Raw genomic sequence first — 16,306 nt, 5'->3', positions numbered from 1 at the left:
ATGAGCGACATTTTTATGCAGAGTAGTGAACAATGGCTACAGAATTTGCTACTTCTGACTGGTGTATCTACTCAAGTACGGGCTAATTTAGAAACTAACCCATCTTCTGAGCAAGATGTACCCGCAGGAGTAAACTGCTGGTTGACAATAGATCAAACCAATTTAACATCAGAACAAATTAGGATTTTAATTGGTGCAGGTGGTTCGGTGCTAGATGGAATTCAGTATCTAGCAAATTCCGTTCTCAACTTAAATCAACCAGAAGACAATCAGACGGCTTACACTGTTGAATTGAGCGGTTATCGGGTGAGACGAGAAGCCGAAATCCGCACTTTAGCCGAAACTGCTGCCGCAGAAGTCCGCTTTTCTGGAAGAGAGGTAGAACTTCAATCTCTCAGTTCTTCAGAACGCCGCAAAATCCACACGTTATTGCAGGAATTTTCTGATTTAGAAACCTTCAGTCGTGGTAAAGAACCTTATCGTCATTTAGTTGTTCGTCAAGCAGTTACACCATAATTAGGTAATAGGTAATAGGTAACAGGGAACAGACAAGAATATTACCAATTACCCATTACCCATTACCAATGATCAATTTTAAGGGTATTTCACAAATCCTATGGACGCTATTTTTATTCCGCAGCTAACCAAAGCCCCGGAGCGGACAGAGGAAATTCAAGTTCAAGAGTTTCTGCCTGGATTAGAAACATTGACACCAGTTCGCGGAGTTATCCAGGTTAAACACCAGGGTAATTATTTAGAAGTTTCATCTCAGGCAGAAACAATTGTTACTTGCACCTGCAATCGCTGTTTGCAGCAGTATAACCATCGTTTGGTTCTCAATACTCAGGAAGTAATTTGGTTAGATGAAACCTCTAATCAAACGGAAGATTTGCCTTTAGAAATGGAAGTTGCTGTAGAGGATTTACTGGAAACTTTAGCGCCTGATGGTCATTTTGATCCCGGTGAATGGCTCTATCAACAGATGTGTTTAGCATTGCCTCAGCGTCAATTATGTAACATTAATTGTCCAGGTATTTTGAATTCTGCTGTTTCCGAACCACCTACTGATAGCCGTTGGGCTTTATTAGATGCTTTGAAAAAGCAACTCCCAGATAATTAGTAAATTTACTATTTGGTGTGTTATGGCTTAATTCTTTATGGCTCGGTAAAAGCTGTTAATACTCTCTCAAGCTCCTCAAGGATTTTTTATCTTTGTGGAGTTTTTAATTACAGAAAAATGAACCACGTTCGCGGAGCGTCCCGAAGGGATAGGAACGAAGAACACGTTCGCGGAGCGTCCCGTTAGGGATAGGGAAGAGGGTTTTAGAGAGATTTTGCATAAGTCATGATTAGGGATTGACAATTTACTCTCATTTTGAGAGAATAGACTACAATACCGACCAAGGAAAAAAGTTATGTTTATACACAAAAATAATAGAAAAATCAAAATATATGCACTTAATTTCAATTCGCAACCTCCGCGAAGAAGCAGCAAAGTACCCTGATATCAAAAAACAAATTGAGAGTTGGTATGCAACTGTTAAAAAAGCAGAATGGCAAAATTTAGAAGATGTCCGCAAGAATTACCGAGATGCTGAAGCTGTTGGTAATTTTACTGTTTTTAATATCAAAGGTAATGATTATCGTTTAATTGTCGGGATTAATTATGAAACAAAAAAGGTTCACTACAAATACTTGCTAACTCACGCTGAATACAATAAAGATAAATGGAAAAATGACTATTACTTTTGACGATAAAACTTATAGTCAATTACTAGCAGAAATTGCTCCTCAAGTAATTGAAACTGAAGCAGAGTATGAACGGCTTTTGAAAGTTGCAGAATTTCTAACTTTTAAAAAGAATCTTACTCCAGAGGAGCGAATTTTAGATAAATTGATTGTCAAACTAATTGAAGATTATGAGGAAGAAAATTATCCAATGGATGAATCTACACCTCATGACATATTGCTACATATCATGGAATCTAGCGGAATTCGTCAAGCTGACTTAGTACGCATTCTTGGTTCTAGTAGCGGTGTAGTTTCAGAAGTTGTCAACGGTAAACGTTCAATTAGTAAAGCACAAGCTAAAGCCTTGGGAGAATATTTTAAAGTTTCTCCTAGTTTATTTATTTAGAGTTAGGTTTTTCCGATTTTTATTGATGAATTTTTTGTCGGAATCAGGATATCCAGAATTTAAGGATTTACAGGATTTTTGTTGATGTATTATTCGAGAATAGCAAGATATTAAGAATAACAAGTAAAAAAATAATATCCTGTAAATCCCTAAATATCTAGATTATCAAAATCCTAATATCAACAAAAAAATAACATCTCCAAACAATCCCTAAATCAAAAAAATCCTGATATCAACAAAAAAATAAAAAATAACATCCTGAAAATCCTTAAATCCTGGATATCCTGATTCCGACAAATTGATTAATTCTTTGCCAAACATTTTCTAATAAATCAGGATTATCCATATCAACATATTCAAGATTAGGAGATTGTCGAAACCAAGTCCGTTGACGTTTGGCGAATTGTCTGGTATGTAAAACAATTAATTCTTTGGCTTCATCTAAAGAAAGTTCACCAGTTAAATATTGCTTAATTTCTTGATATCCCAAAGTATTTAATAAAGGTAAATCAGTACCATATTTTTGACAAAGATATTCAACTTCACCAACTAAACCATCTGTAATCATTTGCTCAGTTCGTTTGCGAATTCTCACATCTAAATGTTCTGCATCAGAATCTAAACAAATTTGTAAAATTGGATAATTCGGAGGATTTTCTCCTTGCTGCTCAGAAATGGGAATACCCGTTGTATAGTAAACCTCCAAAGCTCTTAAAGTTCGCACCAAATCATTAGCATGAATTTTTTGAGCAGCAATGGGATCAACTTGTTGTAACATGGGGTAAAGTTGAATTTGCCCAAGGGATTCTAATTGCGATCGCAATTCTGGTTGTGGTGCAACTCTGGGAATCTTCATTCCTTGTACAATGGAACGAATATATAAACCAGTTCCACCAACTAACAGCAGTGGCTCAACTTCTAAACTAGCAATTAAAGCTTGTGCTTGTTCCTGATAATCTGCTAACGTCATTATTTGAGTTGGTTCGCAGATGTTTATTAAATAATGGGGAACTGATTTTTTTTCCGCTAGATTTGGTTTAGCTGTACCAATATCAAATTCACGATATACTTGACGAGAATCAGCACTAAGAATTACAGTATTTAATCTCTGGGCTAAACTCAAAGCCAAACCAGATTTACCCGTCGCTGTCGCTCCACAAATTACAATTAATTTAGTCATTAGTCAGTTGTCAGTTGTCAGTTGTCAGTGGGAATAAAAACGAAAAACAGGGAATTTTCTCCCCAATTCCCCCTAGGGTTACAGTCCCTATATAAACTTCTCATCAAATTGCGCTACAGACGGCAGGAAGGCTTTTGTGTTATAATGTTGGGGTGATTTGACTTTTTTCGCCTTTTGGCGATATTACACCCAAGCATCAGGAGAATTTTCATGACGAGCAGTTACAGTGCCGATCAGATTCAAGTTCTGGAAGGTCTGGAAGCCGTCCGCAAACGACCAGGGATGTACATTGGTACTACAGGTCCGAGAGGACTCCACCATTTAGTTTACGAGGTAGTGGACAACTCTGTTGACGAAGCTTTGGCGGGTCACTGTACCCATGTTGAAGTGGATATCAATGCTGATGGTTCTGTTACAGTAACAGATGATGGTCGGGGTATTCCCGTAGATATTCACCCAAAAACCGGGAAATCAGCTTTAGAAACAGTATTAACTGTTCTCCATGCTGGTGGTAAGTTTGGTGGTGGTGGCTACAAAGTTTCTGGTGGTTTACACGGGGTGGGGATTTCCGTTGTTAACGCCTTGTCTGAGTTTGTAGAAGTTACGGTTTGGCGTGATCACAAGGTACACAACCAGCGATATGAACGGAGTTTTCCGGTTACGGAATTAGTAGCAACGCCTTACAAAGAAGATAGAACTGGTACATCTATTACTTTTAAGCCAGATACACAAATTTTTACCACCAGCATAGAATTTGATTACATTACTTTATCAGGTCGTTTGCGCGAGTTGGCGTATCTGAATGCAGGTGTCAGAATTATTTTTACGGATCATCGTTTAGAAATCCTTAAAAGCGACACACCAAGAATAGAAACTTACGAATACAAGGGTGGTATTAAAGAATATATCGCCTACATGAATCGTGAGAAGCAACCTCTCCATGAAGAAATTATCTATGTCCAAGGGGAACGTAACAACGTCCAGGTAGAAGTTTCTTTACAGTGGTGTACTGATGCTTACACAGATAATGTCCTCGGCTTTGCTAATAATATTCGGACTATTGATGGTGGTACACACCTAGAAGGTTTAAAAGCAGTTTTAACTCGGACATTAAATGCCACCGCTCGTAAACGGAATAAAATTAAAGAGAATGAATCTAATCTTAGTGGTGAACACGTCCGCGAAGGTTTAACCGCTGTAATTTCGGTGAAAGTCCCTGATCCTGAATTTGAAGGACAAACTAAAACTAAACTGGGAAATACAGAAGTTCGCGGTATTGTTGATTCTTTTGTGGGTGAAGTTCTCACCGAGTATCTAGATTTTCATCCCGCCATAGCTGATGCTATTTTAGATAAAGCCATACAAGCGTTTAAAGCTGCTGAAGCTGCTAGACACGCACGGGAATTAGTCCGTCGCAAATCAGTATTAGAATCTTCTCCTCTCCCTGGTAAATTAGCAGATTGTAGTTCCCGCGACCCTGCTGAGTCTGAAATATACATCGTGGAAGGCGATTCAGCGGGTGGCTGTTTTCATGGTGATACATTAGTAGCATTAGTTGATGGGCGATCGCTCAGTTTTAAAGAAATCGTCGCCGAACAAGCAATCGGAAAAGAGCATTTTTGCTACACCATTCGTAATGATGGCACTATTGGGGTAGAACGGATTATTAACCCCCGCATGACTAAAGCCAATGCTGAAGTCATTAAGGTGACATTGGATAATGGTGAAACAATTGTTTGCACACCGGATCATCGCTTCATGTTGCGCGATGGCAGTTATAAGCAAGCTGCATTGTTAACCCCTGATGATTCCCTCATGCCTCTATATCAGCAAATATCTGATATAAACAATCCAGGGATTACCATTAATGGCTATGAAATGGTTTGGAATCCCCGTTCTGATTCTTGGTTGTTCACCCATACCTTAGCGGCTTGGTATAACCGTTATTTAGGTGTTTATCAGCTAACAGACGGAGAACATTGCCATCATATTGATTTCAACAAGCGTAATAATAACCCTACTAATTTACAGCGGTTATCGGTTGAGTCCCACTTAGCTTTGCATCGCGCTCATATTGAAAAAACATTACATCGTCAAGATGTAATTGAAAAGAGCCGGAAAACTCGTCAAGGTAAAGAATTTCGTGCCAAGATGAGTCAAAGAATGCAGCAGCCGGAAACGCAGCAAATTTTGTCAGCACAAGCTAAGGAACAATGGCAAGATGAAGCTTATCAAAGCTATATGCTGGGCAAATGGAGAGAGTTTTATGACAATAACGAAACTTATCGTCAGGAAAACAATGAACGCCTCAACCAAGCACAGCAAGACTATTGGAGTGATGAAGCCAACCGTTTAGCCCAATCCCAAAGAGTTAGCGCCTATTTTGCGAATAATCCCCAAGCCCGTGAAACTCAATCGGTTTTGGCTAAGGAACAATGGGAAGATGAAGCTTTATTGGCATGGCGGCGAGAAAAAACACAGCAGCAATGGACACCTGAATTTCGCGCCCAACGTCATGCTACTTTGCAGCAAACCTACTATCGCAAAACTATTACTGTCCTCAAACAGATTGAAGTTGAGCAAGGTAAGCTTGATTTGGAAGCTTATAATACCTACCGTCAACAGACAAAAGACAAGTCTTTATTACGGTTTGATAGTTTTTGTCAACGCTACTTTGATGGTAATCCAGCGTTAGCTTATGAAGCTGTTGCTAATTACAACCACCGCATTGTCAGTATTGAACGTTTAGCAGAACAGGTAGACGTTTACGATATCGAAGTTCCCAAAACACATAACTTCGCTTTAGCCAGTGGTGTATTTGTTCACAATAGCGCGAAGCAAGGACGCGATCGCCGTACCCAAGCAATTCTCCCTCTGCGTGGTAAGATTCTCAACATCGAAAAAACCGACGACTCTAAAATCTATAAAAATAACGAAATTCAATCGTTAATTACCGCACTCGGTTTAGGTGTCAAAGGTGAGGAATTTAACGCTTCCCAATTACGATATCATCACATAGTCTTGATGACTGATGCTGACGTAGATGGGGCGCACATCCGCACGCTGTTGTTAACTTTCTTCTATCGCTATCAACGGGCATTGATTGAACAAGGTTTCATCTATATCGCTTGTCCTCCACTGTACAAAGTAGAACGGGGTAAAAATTACCAGTATTGTTACAGCGAACGGGAATTACAACAGCATCTAGGTACTCTTCCCAGCAATGCTAACTATACCATTCAACGTTTTAAAGGTTTGGGGGAAATGATGCCCGCACAACTGTGGACAACCACCATGAACCCAGAAACCCGCACCCTCAAACGAGTGGAAATTGAAGATGCAGCCGAAGCTGATCGGATTTTCACCATCTTAATGGGCGATCGCGTCGCACCCCGCAGGGAATTCATTGAAACCTATGGTTCTAAACTTAATATGACAGATTTAGATATCTAAGGTAAGTTTCCTATTTCCTGTTCCCTAATTTTTGAGTGGGTAATGGCTTAAAACCTATTACCCACAACTTTTTCACTAAAAATCATAAATTTTCTCCACAAACAGGGAAAGCATTTGCTATGCTTAGATAGCGCGACTAGATATTATCTACAAAGCAAAGATTGGTAAGCATACACAAAACTTTTCATAACCAGATGACAGCCACTTTCTTAAAATCCGAAGTATTCAGAAGTACAATTAACATAAGTGAAGTTACTTAATTAGAACATTAGGTAACTTTAGCAACAATATTATTTATCGCTTGATTAAAATATCGTTGTATACAATAAGAACAGTTTATCAAGTTGCACAGGGTAGAAATCTCAACTCTGCGCTAATGTGTGAATAAGGCTGAATCGAGTGAAATCTCAATTCATCTCTCACCCCGCTAAAAATATGCCATAACTTTAACTCCTTAGTTCAGGTTCTTGGTATAGCATATACAAGGGTTAGTGCCTGGAAACAAACACCAATCACTAGCTAACAGTGAAAATGTCCAATTAGTTCAACTAGAACTAATATCTGTAAACAATCACCCGCCGTCGGGTTGATTTAAAGCAGGACATAAACACTTTTTTGTTCAGTTGGTAACAATTTGTATAAGTTTTATAAAAGTGTGCCTACCTTTTAATTTAATGAGAATGCCACTGTCAAACCAAAAAGTTTTCAACAAGATTTAATGGTATCACCGCCATTTTTCATGTCTTTTTGATAAAGGTGGCTTAATCTTAGTAAATGAGTTCATAAATAATGCACAAAAAGAGGGCAATTTTTGTGAAACAGGCTACAATCGGAACAGTATTTACAGTTAAATCTGCCAAATGTCATATACTTGTGTTCCCATCAGGAAGCTTTTTGAAAAAAATGGATCTAGGTGATAGATTTGCTCAATCAAAAGTGACATGAGGAATTACCAAGGATGACAATTTAAAAAGCGAGCAATTCACTAAAAAGTGATCTTTGCCACTTTTACTAAACCATCCTGCATAAAACAGGAAAAAAATCACCGAAAATATCTCAGGGTAATCAGCCAAAACCCAATTTTCGGTTTACGAGATTACTTAATGCCAAAAGTAATCAAAATGTCTTGAGTAACTGATTCTGCAAGGAGCATGAGGAACGCGGCATGAACCAGGCTAACAACGTACTCGATAATATTTATCAGCCTGACCTAGAAATGATAAATCCGCCTGAGATCGAATTACAAGCACTCTTAATAGAAGAAGAAGAGGACTTATTGCTGACTGATGACGGCGAAATTGATGATTTTTTAGAGCCTCAGTCTGATGAGGACGACGCAAAGTCTGGAAAAGCCGCTAAATCGCGTCGTCGGACACCAATTGCCAAGAAAAAGCACTACACCGAAGATTCGATTCGTTTGTATTTGCAAGAAATTGGGCGGATTCGTTTGTTACGCGCAGACGAAGAAATTGAATTAGCGCGGAAGATTGCTGAATTACTGGAACTAGAACGAGCGCGGGAAAGGCTTTGTGAACGCCTAGAACGCGATCCTAGAGACAGCGAATGGGCAGCAGAAGTATCGTTACCATTACCTACCTTTCGTTATCGGCTGCACGTTGGCCGCAGAGCGAAAGACAAAATGGTACAATCTAACCTGCGGCTTGTAGTTTCCATTGCCAAAAAATACATGAATCGGGGTTTGTCCTTCCAAGACTTGATTCAAGAGGGTAGTTTGGGTTTGATTCGTGCCGCTGAAAAGTTTGATCACGAAAAAGGCTATAAGTTTTCTACCTACGCTACATGGTGGATACGTCAAGCAATTACTAGAGCGATCGCTGATCAGTCTCGCACTATCCGTTTACCGGTTCATCTCTACGAAACCATTTCTCGGATTAAGAAAACCACCAAACTCCTCTCCCAAGAAATGGGACGCAAACCCACAGAAGAAGAAATTGCGACTCGCATGGAAATGACCATCGAGAAACTGCGGTTTATTGCTAAATCTGCCCAGTTGCCAATTTCCTTAGAAACACCTATCGGTAAAGAAGAAGATTCCCGTTTAGGCGATTTTATCGAATCTGATGGCGAAACACCAGAAGATCAAGTTTCTAAGAATTTACTACGGGAAGACCTAGAAAAAGTCCTGGATAGTCTCAGTCCCCGTGAAAGAGACGTTCTCCGACTTCGCTATGGGTTAGATGATGGTCGCATGAAAACTCTGGAAGAAATCGGCCAGATTTTCAACGTTACCCGCGAACGCATTCGTCAAATCGAAGCTAAAGCACTCCGTAAATTACGCCATCCCAATCGGAATAGTGTACTAAAAGAGTATATTCGTTAATTGTTAGGGGTGGGTTTAAATCATCAATCTCTTAAACCTGCCCCCAGCATTAACTACATCTTGCCTTGCTGCATAACTTCTTGCAGATGATGACGAATTTCGTGTGCTTGTTCAATTTCTGATTGGCGTAATTTTTGGAACAGTTCTACACAGGGTTGAGAATTAGCTTCCTTGGCATCCTTGATATAATTTTCATAAGCTTGAACTGCTACCGATTTAGTATGCAGCACACTAATAAAATCAAACTCTAAGTTACTAATGGGTTCTTGAGTTTTGGTTTTAGTCATTTTTCGACTCTGTTGGTTATTTAATTAATTTCTTAATTAATTTCTACTTATTCCCCTAGATTTATTCATCTATCTAAAAGCTGAGAAAATATTCTATTAGTAGCTGATGAAAAAGTAGAGACGTTCCCTAGACTGTCTCTACCTATTTATTTAATTTTTCCGCTTGTTGTAATAACTGCTGGGAATTTTTCACCCATTGTAAATTACCTTGAGTATTATATAAATCTCTGGCATATTGGAAGACCTGCATAGCTTCTTTATATTGCTTTAACTGCATAAAAACTAACCCTGCACCATAATAGGCATTAGCATAATTAGAATTGGCTGCGGCTGATTTTCTGAAAGCTGCTAAACCTTCTTTTAATTTTCCCTGGTTAAATAAAATTGAACCAAGATTATAGTGTGCTTCTGCGTATTTAGGATTAATTTTAATCGCTTGAGTAAAAGCTGTCTTCGCTTGTTCAGTTTTCCCTTGTTGCAAATAACAGATACCTAAATGATAGGCTGGTTCAGGAGCATTTTGACTATAGGTTCTGGCTTTTTGAAAAGAGGCGATCGCACTTTCCCAATTTTTCTCCTGTTCCCTCAACAACCCCATGTTATAATGGGCAAAACCCAGATTTGGATTTAACTTCAAAGCCTGATTTAAATAATCTTGCGCCAATTTTAAATTATTTCCTTCTAATAATGCCCCACCTAAATTTGCAAAAGCTAAAGCAAATTGAGAATCCGCTTGAGTAGCTTGATAAAAAGCATCTGCCGCAGGTTGTAACTTTCCTGATTGTCGTAGTGCTAAACCTAAGTTATACTGCGCTGCTGCTAATTTAGGATCTAGTTTAATAGCTTGACGAAAAGCGGTAATTGCTGCTTCTAATTGTCCTAATTGAATCGCTTGTAGTCCTTGATTTAACGATTCTGTAGCTGCTTTGCTATTTGCTTTTTGTGCCAGTATTAGAGTCGGGGGAGAATTGGAAAATACTGGCTGAATATTAATACTTAATAATAATAAACTGATTATCCCCAAGATGGGATATTTAATTAATGATAATTGCATGGGTTTATTTCGCGCAAAGGCACAAAGGAGCAAAGACGCAAAGGAAGAAGGGAATATTAGGGAAAATCAATGTTTTTCTGGTGAATAATAGGAAAATATGCAAGGTAAATATGGGTGCATAAAGCATAATTAATCATTCATTTTAAAAGGATTTGTAAACTTTACACCCTCAACAATTGCACCTGACGGGAAGTCCTCACTGTAAATTTCTTCAATTTGATTGAGTCTGGCTGTTGCCCAAATTTGCGCGTCCCAAAAACTAAAGTTATGGGTTTCTACACCACGAATCGCTTCTAGGGAGATTAATTTTGTCATATCAACAATATGGCAAATGGCTAAGTAGTTACGCATTCGCACCAGTGCTTCAGCAGGAGTTAAAAGTGACCTCCTAGTGCGGGTTGTAGCCATAAAAAACTCCCCTATAACCTGGGTACTAATTACTGCCTTTCCAGAACGAATTAACCTATCAACAACTGCGATCGCTTGTTCCTGTTTTATAGTATCTAGTGGGTCGTAGATGTACACAAGAATATTCGTATCAATAAAAACTCTACCGTTCATAAAGGTCTTCTCGCTTCCAGTCTCTACCTCCAGCTTGAACAGGTCGAGTTTTGATTTGTGCAATAAATTCTCTTTCGGCTTCCCACAGTGAAATATCAGTTTGGGGGACAGTAATTTCACCAAGATGAAGGTCAATGGCTTGACGGATAATCTCGGCTTCACTTATACCTGTTTGTTGTGCAATTTCTTTGAGTAGATGTTCTTGACGTGGTTGGATATAAATCTGTTTGCGAATTTTGGTTGACACAATTTAGAAGTATATTTAATGTATACATTACATTATACATTATTTTTTAAAATGTTTTCATTAGTCTCTTGTAAGTGTAAGGTCATTCCGGACAAAGGTTTTGCCAACTGTTTGTTTGCTGGTTGATGAAATTGGGATAATACCAGTCTTCCTTTATGATTACTAATTTACCTTCTTCGTTGTAGTATATATAAATTCCTGAGTTTAGGTATTTTGGATTATATTATTTTAATACCAAAAACTAGTTTTCAAGCGTTACAAATACCAATGTAGTAATTAAAGGAAATATTAAAATGTCAAGAGTTGCAGGAATTCATGTGATTTGTAAAGATAGACTTAGAGTGGAAAGATTAGATCATGGGTATTTTAGAAGTGGCCATTGGTGGGTGGCTAAGAAACATATTACTAAAGAAAAATTAGATAAAGGTATTTATTTTGCACTTCATGAAAGCAAAAAGGAATTGTCTTATTTAGAAGGAATAATTGAAGAATGGGAACAATCATCAGAAGATCCAAAACGAATTATCGTTAAATTTCAACCTATGAGTAACCCAATGAAATGGAATGGAAAGAGTGCAGGGGAAAAAGGTTATTTATGGTTGGATGATTAACATAAGTATCGGACATCAAAAAAGCTATGCTATTTATATAGCACTCTATTTTTGTTCTCCCGTCAGATAATTCTCTCAATATTTTGTGCTGATTTTCTTTATCTGCGACTTTGTGGGAAACAGAATTAATATTCATTATCATTACCAAAAGACACACAAGGACTATCAACTTCTACCGCTGGAGTGAATGAATTACAGAAAGTGACAGTAGCACAATTAACTGCCAACTCATCAGGGTGAGTGCATTCTAATTTGATATAAAAAGCACACTCTTCACAAATAGTTTTATGCAATAATTGCATTATGATCTTGCATTTATCGTCAATTAACTACAAAAGAGCAGTTAAGAAACTGGACTTTAATAACTTATCTTGTTTTTATGAGTTTGTAGAATTAAGCTATTTTTGGTACATAGAATAAGTAGCCTACATAAATAATTGGCTTTTATCCCATACTTGATATCAAATAAGCGTGAGTGCTAAACGTCTGCCAGAAACTACTGCTCATGTGAGAGTTACCCGCCAATCTTGGCAACAAGGCTTTCTTGAAGGTGAAGTTAGCGCCGGTAATTTTCAGTGGCATTTCCAGTGGCATTTCCGTCGGGGAGAACTGTCTGTGAAGCCTTCCCAGGGTCGTGCTTTAATCAAAGAACCTCTAGGGCGGTTTTTAGAACAACAGGACTATCAGTTAGAACCTGGGGGGGATTATGATTTTACAATTCGGGCTGAATTGTAAATTAGTTGTCAGTCAGTCGGTTAAGATATCGTTCAATTAAAAGAATGGCGACAATGTCATCTATTGGCCGGGGAGGTTGACGCAAACCTTTGGGTAATAGTTTAGTGATGCCTTGGGGTGGATACATCTGCCAATAGCGATCGCGTGCCTGTAAAGTGGAATAACGTTCATCAACCAAAATGATATTGGTGGGTTTACTTAATTCTTGATTAAGTTGCTGTTTCCACTTTTTAGCCGTTGTTTGATCTCCCATCACCATTAAGGATACAGGGAATTTTTGCAGTTGTATTTCAATATTAGCGATCGCCTCATTTGCCAAAACAACTTGATGATAGAATATTTGCCTATCTAGTCCCATCACGGCAATCCCACATTTATCACGACCGGGATCAAATCCTAAAATTACAGGTTGTGTATTAGTCATTTGTCAGTTGTCAGTTGTCATTTGTCATTTGTCAGTTGTTATGGGTAAACTAATTCTTTTCCCCTCTTGCCTTTTGCCTCTTGCCTACTTCCTCATGTACTAAAAAGAATTTGTCCATTTAATAGGGCTACTAATTTAACTTTTAGAGGGCCGACGGTATAAGTATCTTCTGCGGCTATAGCTTTAATTTCTACTTCTTGCTGTGCCTGCTGTAATTGGCTGACAAAGCGCAAAAGAGTTCCTTCTATTTGCACAGGTTCAACAATTCCCGCATTCCGGGCGCGAAATTCAGAAGCAGACATTAATAAATCTAGCCGTTGACGCAGTTGATTAGATGTCATATTTTTTAAATCCGCTGTAGTTGTAGCTAGAATTTCCCCTGATGAAAATACCAGTTGATTTCGGGTTGCGTCTGCAAAAAATTCTATTTGCTTTTCGCCTCTAACATAATTACCTGCGGAAAAAATTCGGACTACGTATTCCCGACCATCTTTAATTTGTGCAATTAATTGCTCAACTTTATCTTTGGTGACACGGAGTATTTCTTTATTTGCTGGTGTCGCACCAGGTTCAGTTAACTGAATATTGGCATTGCGGTTAGCTTCCTGAAGAACTTGGATAATTGCCTGGCTTGCCCCATTAGGCTTGTTAACAGTAATTAGCCCTGCGGCTATGACTTGTCCCCTAACTAAGGCTAATTTACCCAAACGCAGGTCACGATAGGACTGATAATATTTTTCTAGTCTGGCTACTTCCTGTTCTAAAAATTGCTGTTGTTTCTCTAATTCTTTCAGGCGAGATTCTCTAGTCGCAATAACTTCCTCTCGCAGTTTAATTTCTAAATTACGATTTTGAATAAGTTTATCTAAATTGGCAATTTTGCGATCGCGTTTTTCAATAGCCGTCCTTGCTTCATCAATGGCTTGTTTAGCTTCAGCATACAATCGCTGCTGTTCCGCCTTCAAATCTTCCACCGCAGCTTGTAATGTCTTTCGCTGATTATAAAGAGTTTGTAATTCAGTTCTAGCTTGTTGGTACTGAATCACAATTCCACCCAGACGATTTTGAGTTTCGTTAAGTCGTGCTTGGGTTTTTGCTTGTTGGTTGAGGGTACGATTGAGTTGAGCTTGCGTTATCTTTTGTTTAGTATTCGCTGTCTGTAATGATTTATTAATTGTCTGTAGTTCTTGTTGTGCCTGAATTTTTTCTTGTCTAGCCTTGTTTAATTCAGTCTCTACCTGACTTTTTTGGGTTTGTGCGGTTTTTAGTTGTTCCCGCTTGTTCGTCAAATCTCTTTGAATATCCTCTAACTCAAATACACCCTTTCGCAATCCGCCATCAGCAGCAAATAGGATTGCTAAAGTTGATGCAGAAATTAGACCACCTGTAAAAATAGTGACAATTACAGCAGTTTTTTTAGGACGTAAGTTGAAGAGTGAGAGGCGTGCTTTACCAACTCGTGTGCCGATGCGATCGCCCACGGTGGCAATTACGCCTCCCAAAATGAGAATTGCTGCAATCAGAATGTACCCGGTGGTCATTTTTAGCTACCGTAATGCTAACCGATCCAGCCTACTACGTTTAACCATTGTCTGTGGGTAAATGGAGTTAGGCAAAAACACAAATTATCCAATTTTGAGATTTTCCTCCAAATTATGAAAGCCAATTAGAGGCTAAAGCCTCCAGTGACTTGTGTTATACTAATTGCAACAGGAAAGGTAATCAACCTGTCTAAAAACCTAACTGCCTAACAGCAATCTGTACCTTGACAATTAAATCTATGCGGTTCTACTGCATTGTTCACGTTTTCCTCCTAGCAGTAGGTAAAAGATTTATACCGAGCGTGACGACTCAGAATTTTGAAACAATCGTTTCAAGCTAAACAGGACTTGCAGCAATGCAACTACGGTCGGGCAGACCGAAAGTTAACGCTTGGGAAGAGTCCCACCTCTGAGCTAGATAACGCAAGGAGTCTAGTTTAAGTGGTCTCGTTGAACCAAGAATCCCCGTATCTTTAGACCGGGGAGTGTCAACGGTTGAATCTCTATGGTAGTTGCTCTGCCTGGAGAGACCCCAAAACCGCACTACCTCAAAAATGGAACCTGTGCCAACTCCATTACCTTATAATTTTTAACCAGCTATCAGCATTCAGTTATCAACTAGTAAGCTAATTCTGAGTTTAATTTCCCCGTCTCTACAGACGGAATTCTGTTGAGGTAGGGTTTATTTAAATCCCCTTCTCAACAACCCGCTGAATGCTGAATGCTTACGTAAATTGCTTACTTAAAGCAACAGGCTTATGCACAGTAATCTTCTTTTTATGGATGGAAATCATTTTCTTCTCGCGGAGATCTCCCAGCAGTCTAGTGACTGTAACGCGAGTAGAACCGATTGCTTCAGCGATCGCCTGATGGGATAACTTCAGATCAATGGTAATGCCATCAGCGCAAGGAACGCCAAAATCTCGACAAAGAATTAACAGGAAACTAATTAACCGCGAACCCATGTCCCGGTGAGCAAGAGTTTCAATCATCATCTCTGTTTGCAGAATCCGCGAAGAAAGACCTCGCAGCATTAACATTGACAATTCTGGATTTTCCTTCAGTGCCTGTTCGACTTGTTCAATTGGGGCTGAAAGCAATTCTACAGTAGTAAATGCCACTGCATGATAGAATCGATCAGACTTATTACCTGTCAGCAACGACAGCACGCCAAAAACGCTATTTTCCCGGAGCAGAGCTACCGTTATTTCTTCTCCTGCCTCATACACCCTGGACAGTTTCACAGCACCCTTGAGAAGAAAATAAACTCGTTCGGCAGGATCTCCCGGAAAGAAGATCGTCTTATTGCGTTCAAATGTTTCCACAACCGGAGGAAATGCCCCGGTCGCCATTTGACGAAAAACATTTGCTAGGGCTTTATCTTGTGTCACTATCATTTCTCCCTTCCCCTACCCAATGCCAGAAAAACAAAAACTAATTACCTAAGAATACACCTGAAAAATCAATAAATCACCATTAACCTTTTTGTTTTTTCCTATACTTAAACTCAGAATTCCTAGTCCTTCGTTTATAATGATACATAATTCTTGTTCTGTTTAGCTAGTAATCCTTGATAAGTAGTTTCACCAATTAGAGTCAAAAAGTTTTGCCTCTAAAAATTGCAAATTTCTTGAGAATTTTTGCAAACATGGTCATAGTTTTTTGGCGGCTTACTGACTACTCTGGCAGCATTTTGGAAAATCCCTAGCCCAACGCAGTCAAACTAGGCTCAGAT

The 16,306-nt window shown here is 38.9% G+C and carries 17 protein-coding genes; 8 read left to right on the top strand and 9 right to left on the bottom strand.

All coding sequences use genetic code 11. From position 1 onward, the window contains the following. From FJR11_RS17135 to FJR11_RS17120, 4 genes are all read left to right on the top strand, one after another. Positions 1-516 (top strand): R3H domain-containing nucleic acid-binding protein, encoded by a 516-nt coding sequence (locus FJR11_RS17135; RefSeq protein ID WP_168505818.1) that lies wholly within the window; start codon positions 1-3, stop codon positions 514-516. A gap of 100 nt (positions 517-616) precedes the next feature. Beyond that, complete coding sequence (locus FJR11_RS17130; RefSeq protein WP_168505816.1) at positions 617-1,120, top strand: DUF177 domain-containing protein; 504 nt, start codon at positions 617-619, stop codon at positions 1,118-1,120. Positions 1,121-1,452: 332 nt separating this feature from the next. Beyond that, positions 1,453-1,752, top strand: coding sequence for a type II toxin-antitoxin system HigB family toxin (locus FJR11_RS17125; RefSeq protein WP_015081061.1), 300 nt, complete (start codon positions 1,453-1,455; stop codon positions 1,750-1,752). Further along, complete coding sequence (locus FJR11_RS17120) at positions 1,736-2,137, top strand: type II toxin-antitoxin system HigA family antitoxin (RefSeq protein ID WP_168505814.1); 402 nt, start codon at positions 1,736-1,738, stop codon at positions 2,135-2,137. The genes FJR11_RS17125 and FJR11_RS17120 overlap by 17 nt, the downstream gene beginning before the upstream one ends. Before the next feature lie 268 nt (positions 2,138-2,405). Here the strand turns inward: FJR11_RS17120 and miaA are convergent, their stop codons facing one another. Beyond that, on the bottom strand, positions 2,406-3,317 hold the full coding sequence (miaA, locus tag FJR11_RS17115; RefSeq protein ID WP_168505812.1) for a tRNA (adenosine(37)-N6)-dimethylallyltransferase MiaA: 912 nt from the start codon (positions 3,315-3,317) through the stop codon (positions 2,406-2,408). A gap of 210 nt (positions 3,318-3,527) precedes the next feature. Here miaA and gyrB point away from each other — a divergent pair, with 210 nt between their 5' ends. Next, complete coding sequence (gene gyrB / locus FJR11_RS17110) at positions 3,528-6,770, top strand: DNA topoisomerase (ATP-hydrolyzing) subunit B (RefSeq protein ID WP_168505810.1); 3,243 nt, start codon at positions 3,528-3,530, stop codon at positions 6,768-6,770. 1,165 nt (positions 6,771-7,935) lie between these two features. Then, the gene (rpoD, locus tag FJR11_RS17105) at positions 7,936-9,111 is read left to right on the top strand and encodes an RNA polymerase sigma factor RpoD (RefSeq protein ID WP_168505808.1); all 1,176 of its coding nucleotides are present in this window, start codon (positions 7,936-7,938) and stop codon (positions 9,109-9,111) included. A gap of 53 nt (positions 9,112-9,164) precedes the next feature. On the opposite strand, the gene FJR11_RS17100 is transcribed toward rpoD, so the two are convergent. The 4 genes from FJR11_RS17100 to FJR11_RS17085 form a co-directional block, all read right to left on the bottom strand. Beyond that, positions 9,165-9,398: a hypothetical protein gene (locus FJR11_RS17100; protein ID WP_168505806.1), complete on the bottom strand. Its 234-nt coding sequence runs from the start codon at positions 9,396-9,398 to the stop codon at positions 9,165-9,167. Positions 9,399-9,540: 142 nt separating this feature from the next. Further along, complete coding sequence (locus FJR11_RS17095) at positions 9,541-10,452, bottom strand: lipopolysaccharide assembly protein LapB (RefSeq protein WP_168505804.1); 912 nt, start codon at positions 10,450-10,452, stop codon at positions 9,541-9,543. 129 nt (positions 10,453-10,581) lie between these two features. Next, positions 10,582-11,013 carry a PIN domain-containing protein gene (locus tag FJR11_RS17090; RefSeq protein ID WP_168505799.1) on the bottom strand — a complete coding sequence of 144 codons (432 nt, stop codon included), beginning with the start codon at positions 11,011-11,013 and terminating at the stop codon, positions 10,582-10,584. Then, on the bottom strand, positions 11,003-11,260 hold the full coding sequence (locus FJR11_RS17085; RefSeq protein ID WP_015081052.1) for a ribbon-helix-helix domain-containing protein: 258 nt from the start codon (positions 11,258-11,260) through the stop codon (positions 11,003-11,005). The genes FJR11_RS17090 and FJR11_RS17085 overlap by 11 nt, the downstream gene beginning before the upstream one ends. Positions 11,261-11,553: 293 nt before the next feature. Here FJR11_RS17085 and FJR11_RS17080 point away from each other — a divergent pair, with 293 nt between their 5' ends. Next, on the top strand, positions 11,554-11,871 hold the full coding sequence (locus tag FJR11_RS17080; RefSeq protein WP_168505797.1) for a hypothetical protein: 318 nt from the start codon (positions 11,554-11,556) through the stop codon (positions 11,869-11,871). 125 nt (positions 11,872-11,996) lie between these two features. On the opposite strand, the gene FJR11_RS17075 is transcribed toward FJR11_RS17080, so the two are convergent. Beyond that, positions 11,997-12,173, bottom strand: coding sequence for a hypothetical protein (locus FJR11_RS17075; protein WP_168505795.1), 177 nt, complete (start codon positions 12,171-12,173; stop codon positions 11,997-11,999). Between the two features lie 169 nt (positions 12,174-12,342). On the opposite strand from FJR11_RS17075, the gene FJR11_RS17070 reads away from it, so the two are divergent. Then, positions 12,343-12,606, top strand: coding sequence for a DUF3146 family protein (locus FJR11_RS17070; RefSeq protein ID WP_096669134.1), 264 nt, complete (start codon positions 12,343-12,345; stop codon positions 12,604-12,606). 1 nt (position 12,607) lies between these two features. Here the strand turns inward: FJR11_RS17070 and FJR11_RS17065 are convergent, their stop codons facing one another. The 3 genes from FJR11_RS17065 to ntcA all read right to left on the bottom strand — a co-directional run bounded on the left by FJR11_RS17065 (position 12,608) and on the right by ntcA (position 15,968). Further along, complete coding sequence (locus FJR11_RS17065) at positions 12,608-13,030, bottom strand: Holliday junction resolvase RuvX (RefSeq protein ID WP_168505793.1); 423 nt, start codon at positions 13,028-13,030, stop codon at positions 12,608-12,610. A gap of 92 nt (positions 13,031-13,122) precedes the next feature. After that, on the bottom strand, positions 13,123-14,571 hold the full coding sequence (locus FJR11_RS17060; protein ID WP_168505791.1) for a DUF3084 domain-containing protein: 1,449 nt from the start codon (positions 14,569-14,571) through the stop codon (positions 13,123-13,125). Positions 14,572-15,296: 725 nt separating this feature from the next. Beyond that, positions 15,297-15,968 carry a global nitrogen regulator NtcA gene (gene ntcA, locus FJR11_RS17055; protein WP_027401174.1) on the bottom strand — a complete coding sequence of 224 codons (672 nt, stop codon included), beginning with the start codon at positions 15,966-15,968 and terminating at the stop codon, positions 15,297-15,299. Between the last annotated feature and the right edge of the window lie 338 nt (positions 15,969-16,306).

The organism is Anabaena sp. UHCC 0187 (genome assembly GCF_009712035.1).
GTDB lineage: Bacteria > Cyanobacteriota > Cyanobacteriia > Cyanobacteriales > Nostocaceae > Dolichospermum.
This window is presented reverse-complemented; position numbering and strand designations above follow the sequence as displayed.

Coding starts and splice junctions, on each gene's coding strand:
- ntcA (WP_027401174.1), bottom strand. CDS start 15,968: ATGATAGTGACACAAGATAAAGCCCTAGCAAATGTTTTTCGTCAAATG.
- miaA (WP_168505812.1), bottom strand. CDS start 3,317: ATGACTAAATTAATTGTAATTTGTGGAGCGACAGCGACGGGTAAATCT.
- gyrB (WP_168505810.1), top strand. CDS start 3,528: ATGACGAGCAGTTACAGTGCCGATCAGATTCAAGTTCTGGAAGGTCTG.
- FJR11_RS17075 (WP_168505795.1), bottom strand. CDS start 12,173: ATGCAATTATTGCATAAAACTATTTGTGAAGAGTGTGCTTTTTATATC.
- FJR11_RS17130 (WP_168505816.1), top strand. CDS start 617: ATGGACGCTATTTTTATTCCGCAGCTAACCAAAGCCCCGGAGCGGACA.
- FJR11_RS17125 (WP_015081061.1), top strand. CDS start 1,453: ATGCACTTAATTTCAATTCGCAACCTCCGCGAAGAAGCAGCAAAGTAC.
- FJR11_RS17100 (WP_168505806.1), bottom strand. CDS start 9,398: ATGACTAAAACCAAAACTCAAGAACCCATTAGTAACTTAGAGTTTGAT.
- FJR11_RS17060 (WP_168505791.1), bottom strand. CDS start 14,571: ATGACCACCGGGTACATTCTGATTGCAGCAATTCTCATTTTGGGAGGC.
- FJR11_RS17135 (WP_168505818.1), top strand. CDS start 1: ATGAGCGACATTTTTATGCAGAGTAGTGAACAATGGCTACAGAATTTG.
- FJR11_RS17120 (WP_168505814.1), top strand. CDS start 1,736: ATGACTATTACTTTTGACGATAAAACTTATAGTCAATTACTAGCAGAA.
- FJR11_RS17080 (WP_168505797.1), top strand. CDS start 11,554: ATGTCAAGAGTTGCAGGAATTCATGTGATTTGTAAAGATAGACTTAGA.
- FJR11_RS17090 (WP_168505799.1), bottom strand. CDS start 11,013: ATGAACGGTAGAGTTTTTATTGATACGAATATTCTTGTGTACATCTAC.
- FJR11_RS17095 (WP_168505804.1), bottom strand. CDS start 10,452: ATGCAATTATCATTAATTAAATATCCCATCTTGGGGATAATCAGTTTA.
- rpoD (WP_168505808.1), top strand. CDS start 7,936: ATGAACCAGGCTAACAACGTACTCGATAATATTTATCAGCCTGACCTA.
- FJR11_RS17065 (WP_168505793.1), bottom strand. CDS start 13,030: ATGACTAATACACAACCTGTAATTTTAGGATTTGATCCCGGTCGTGAT.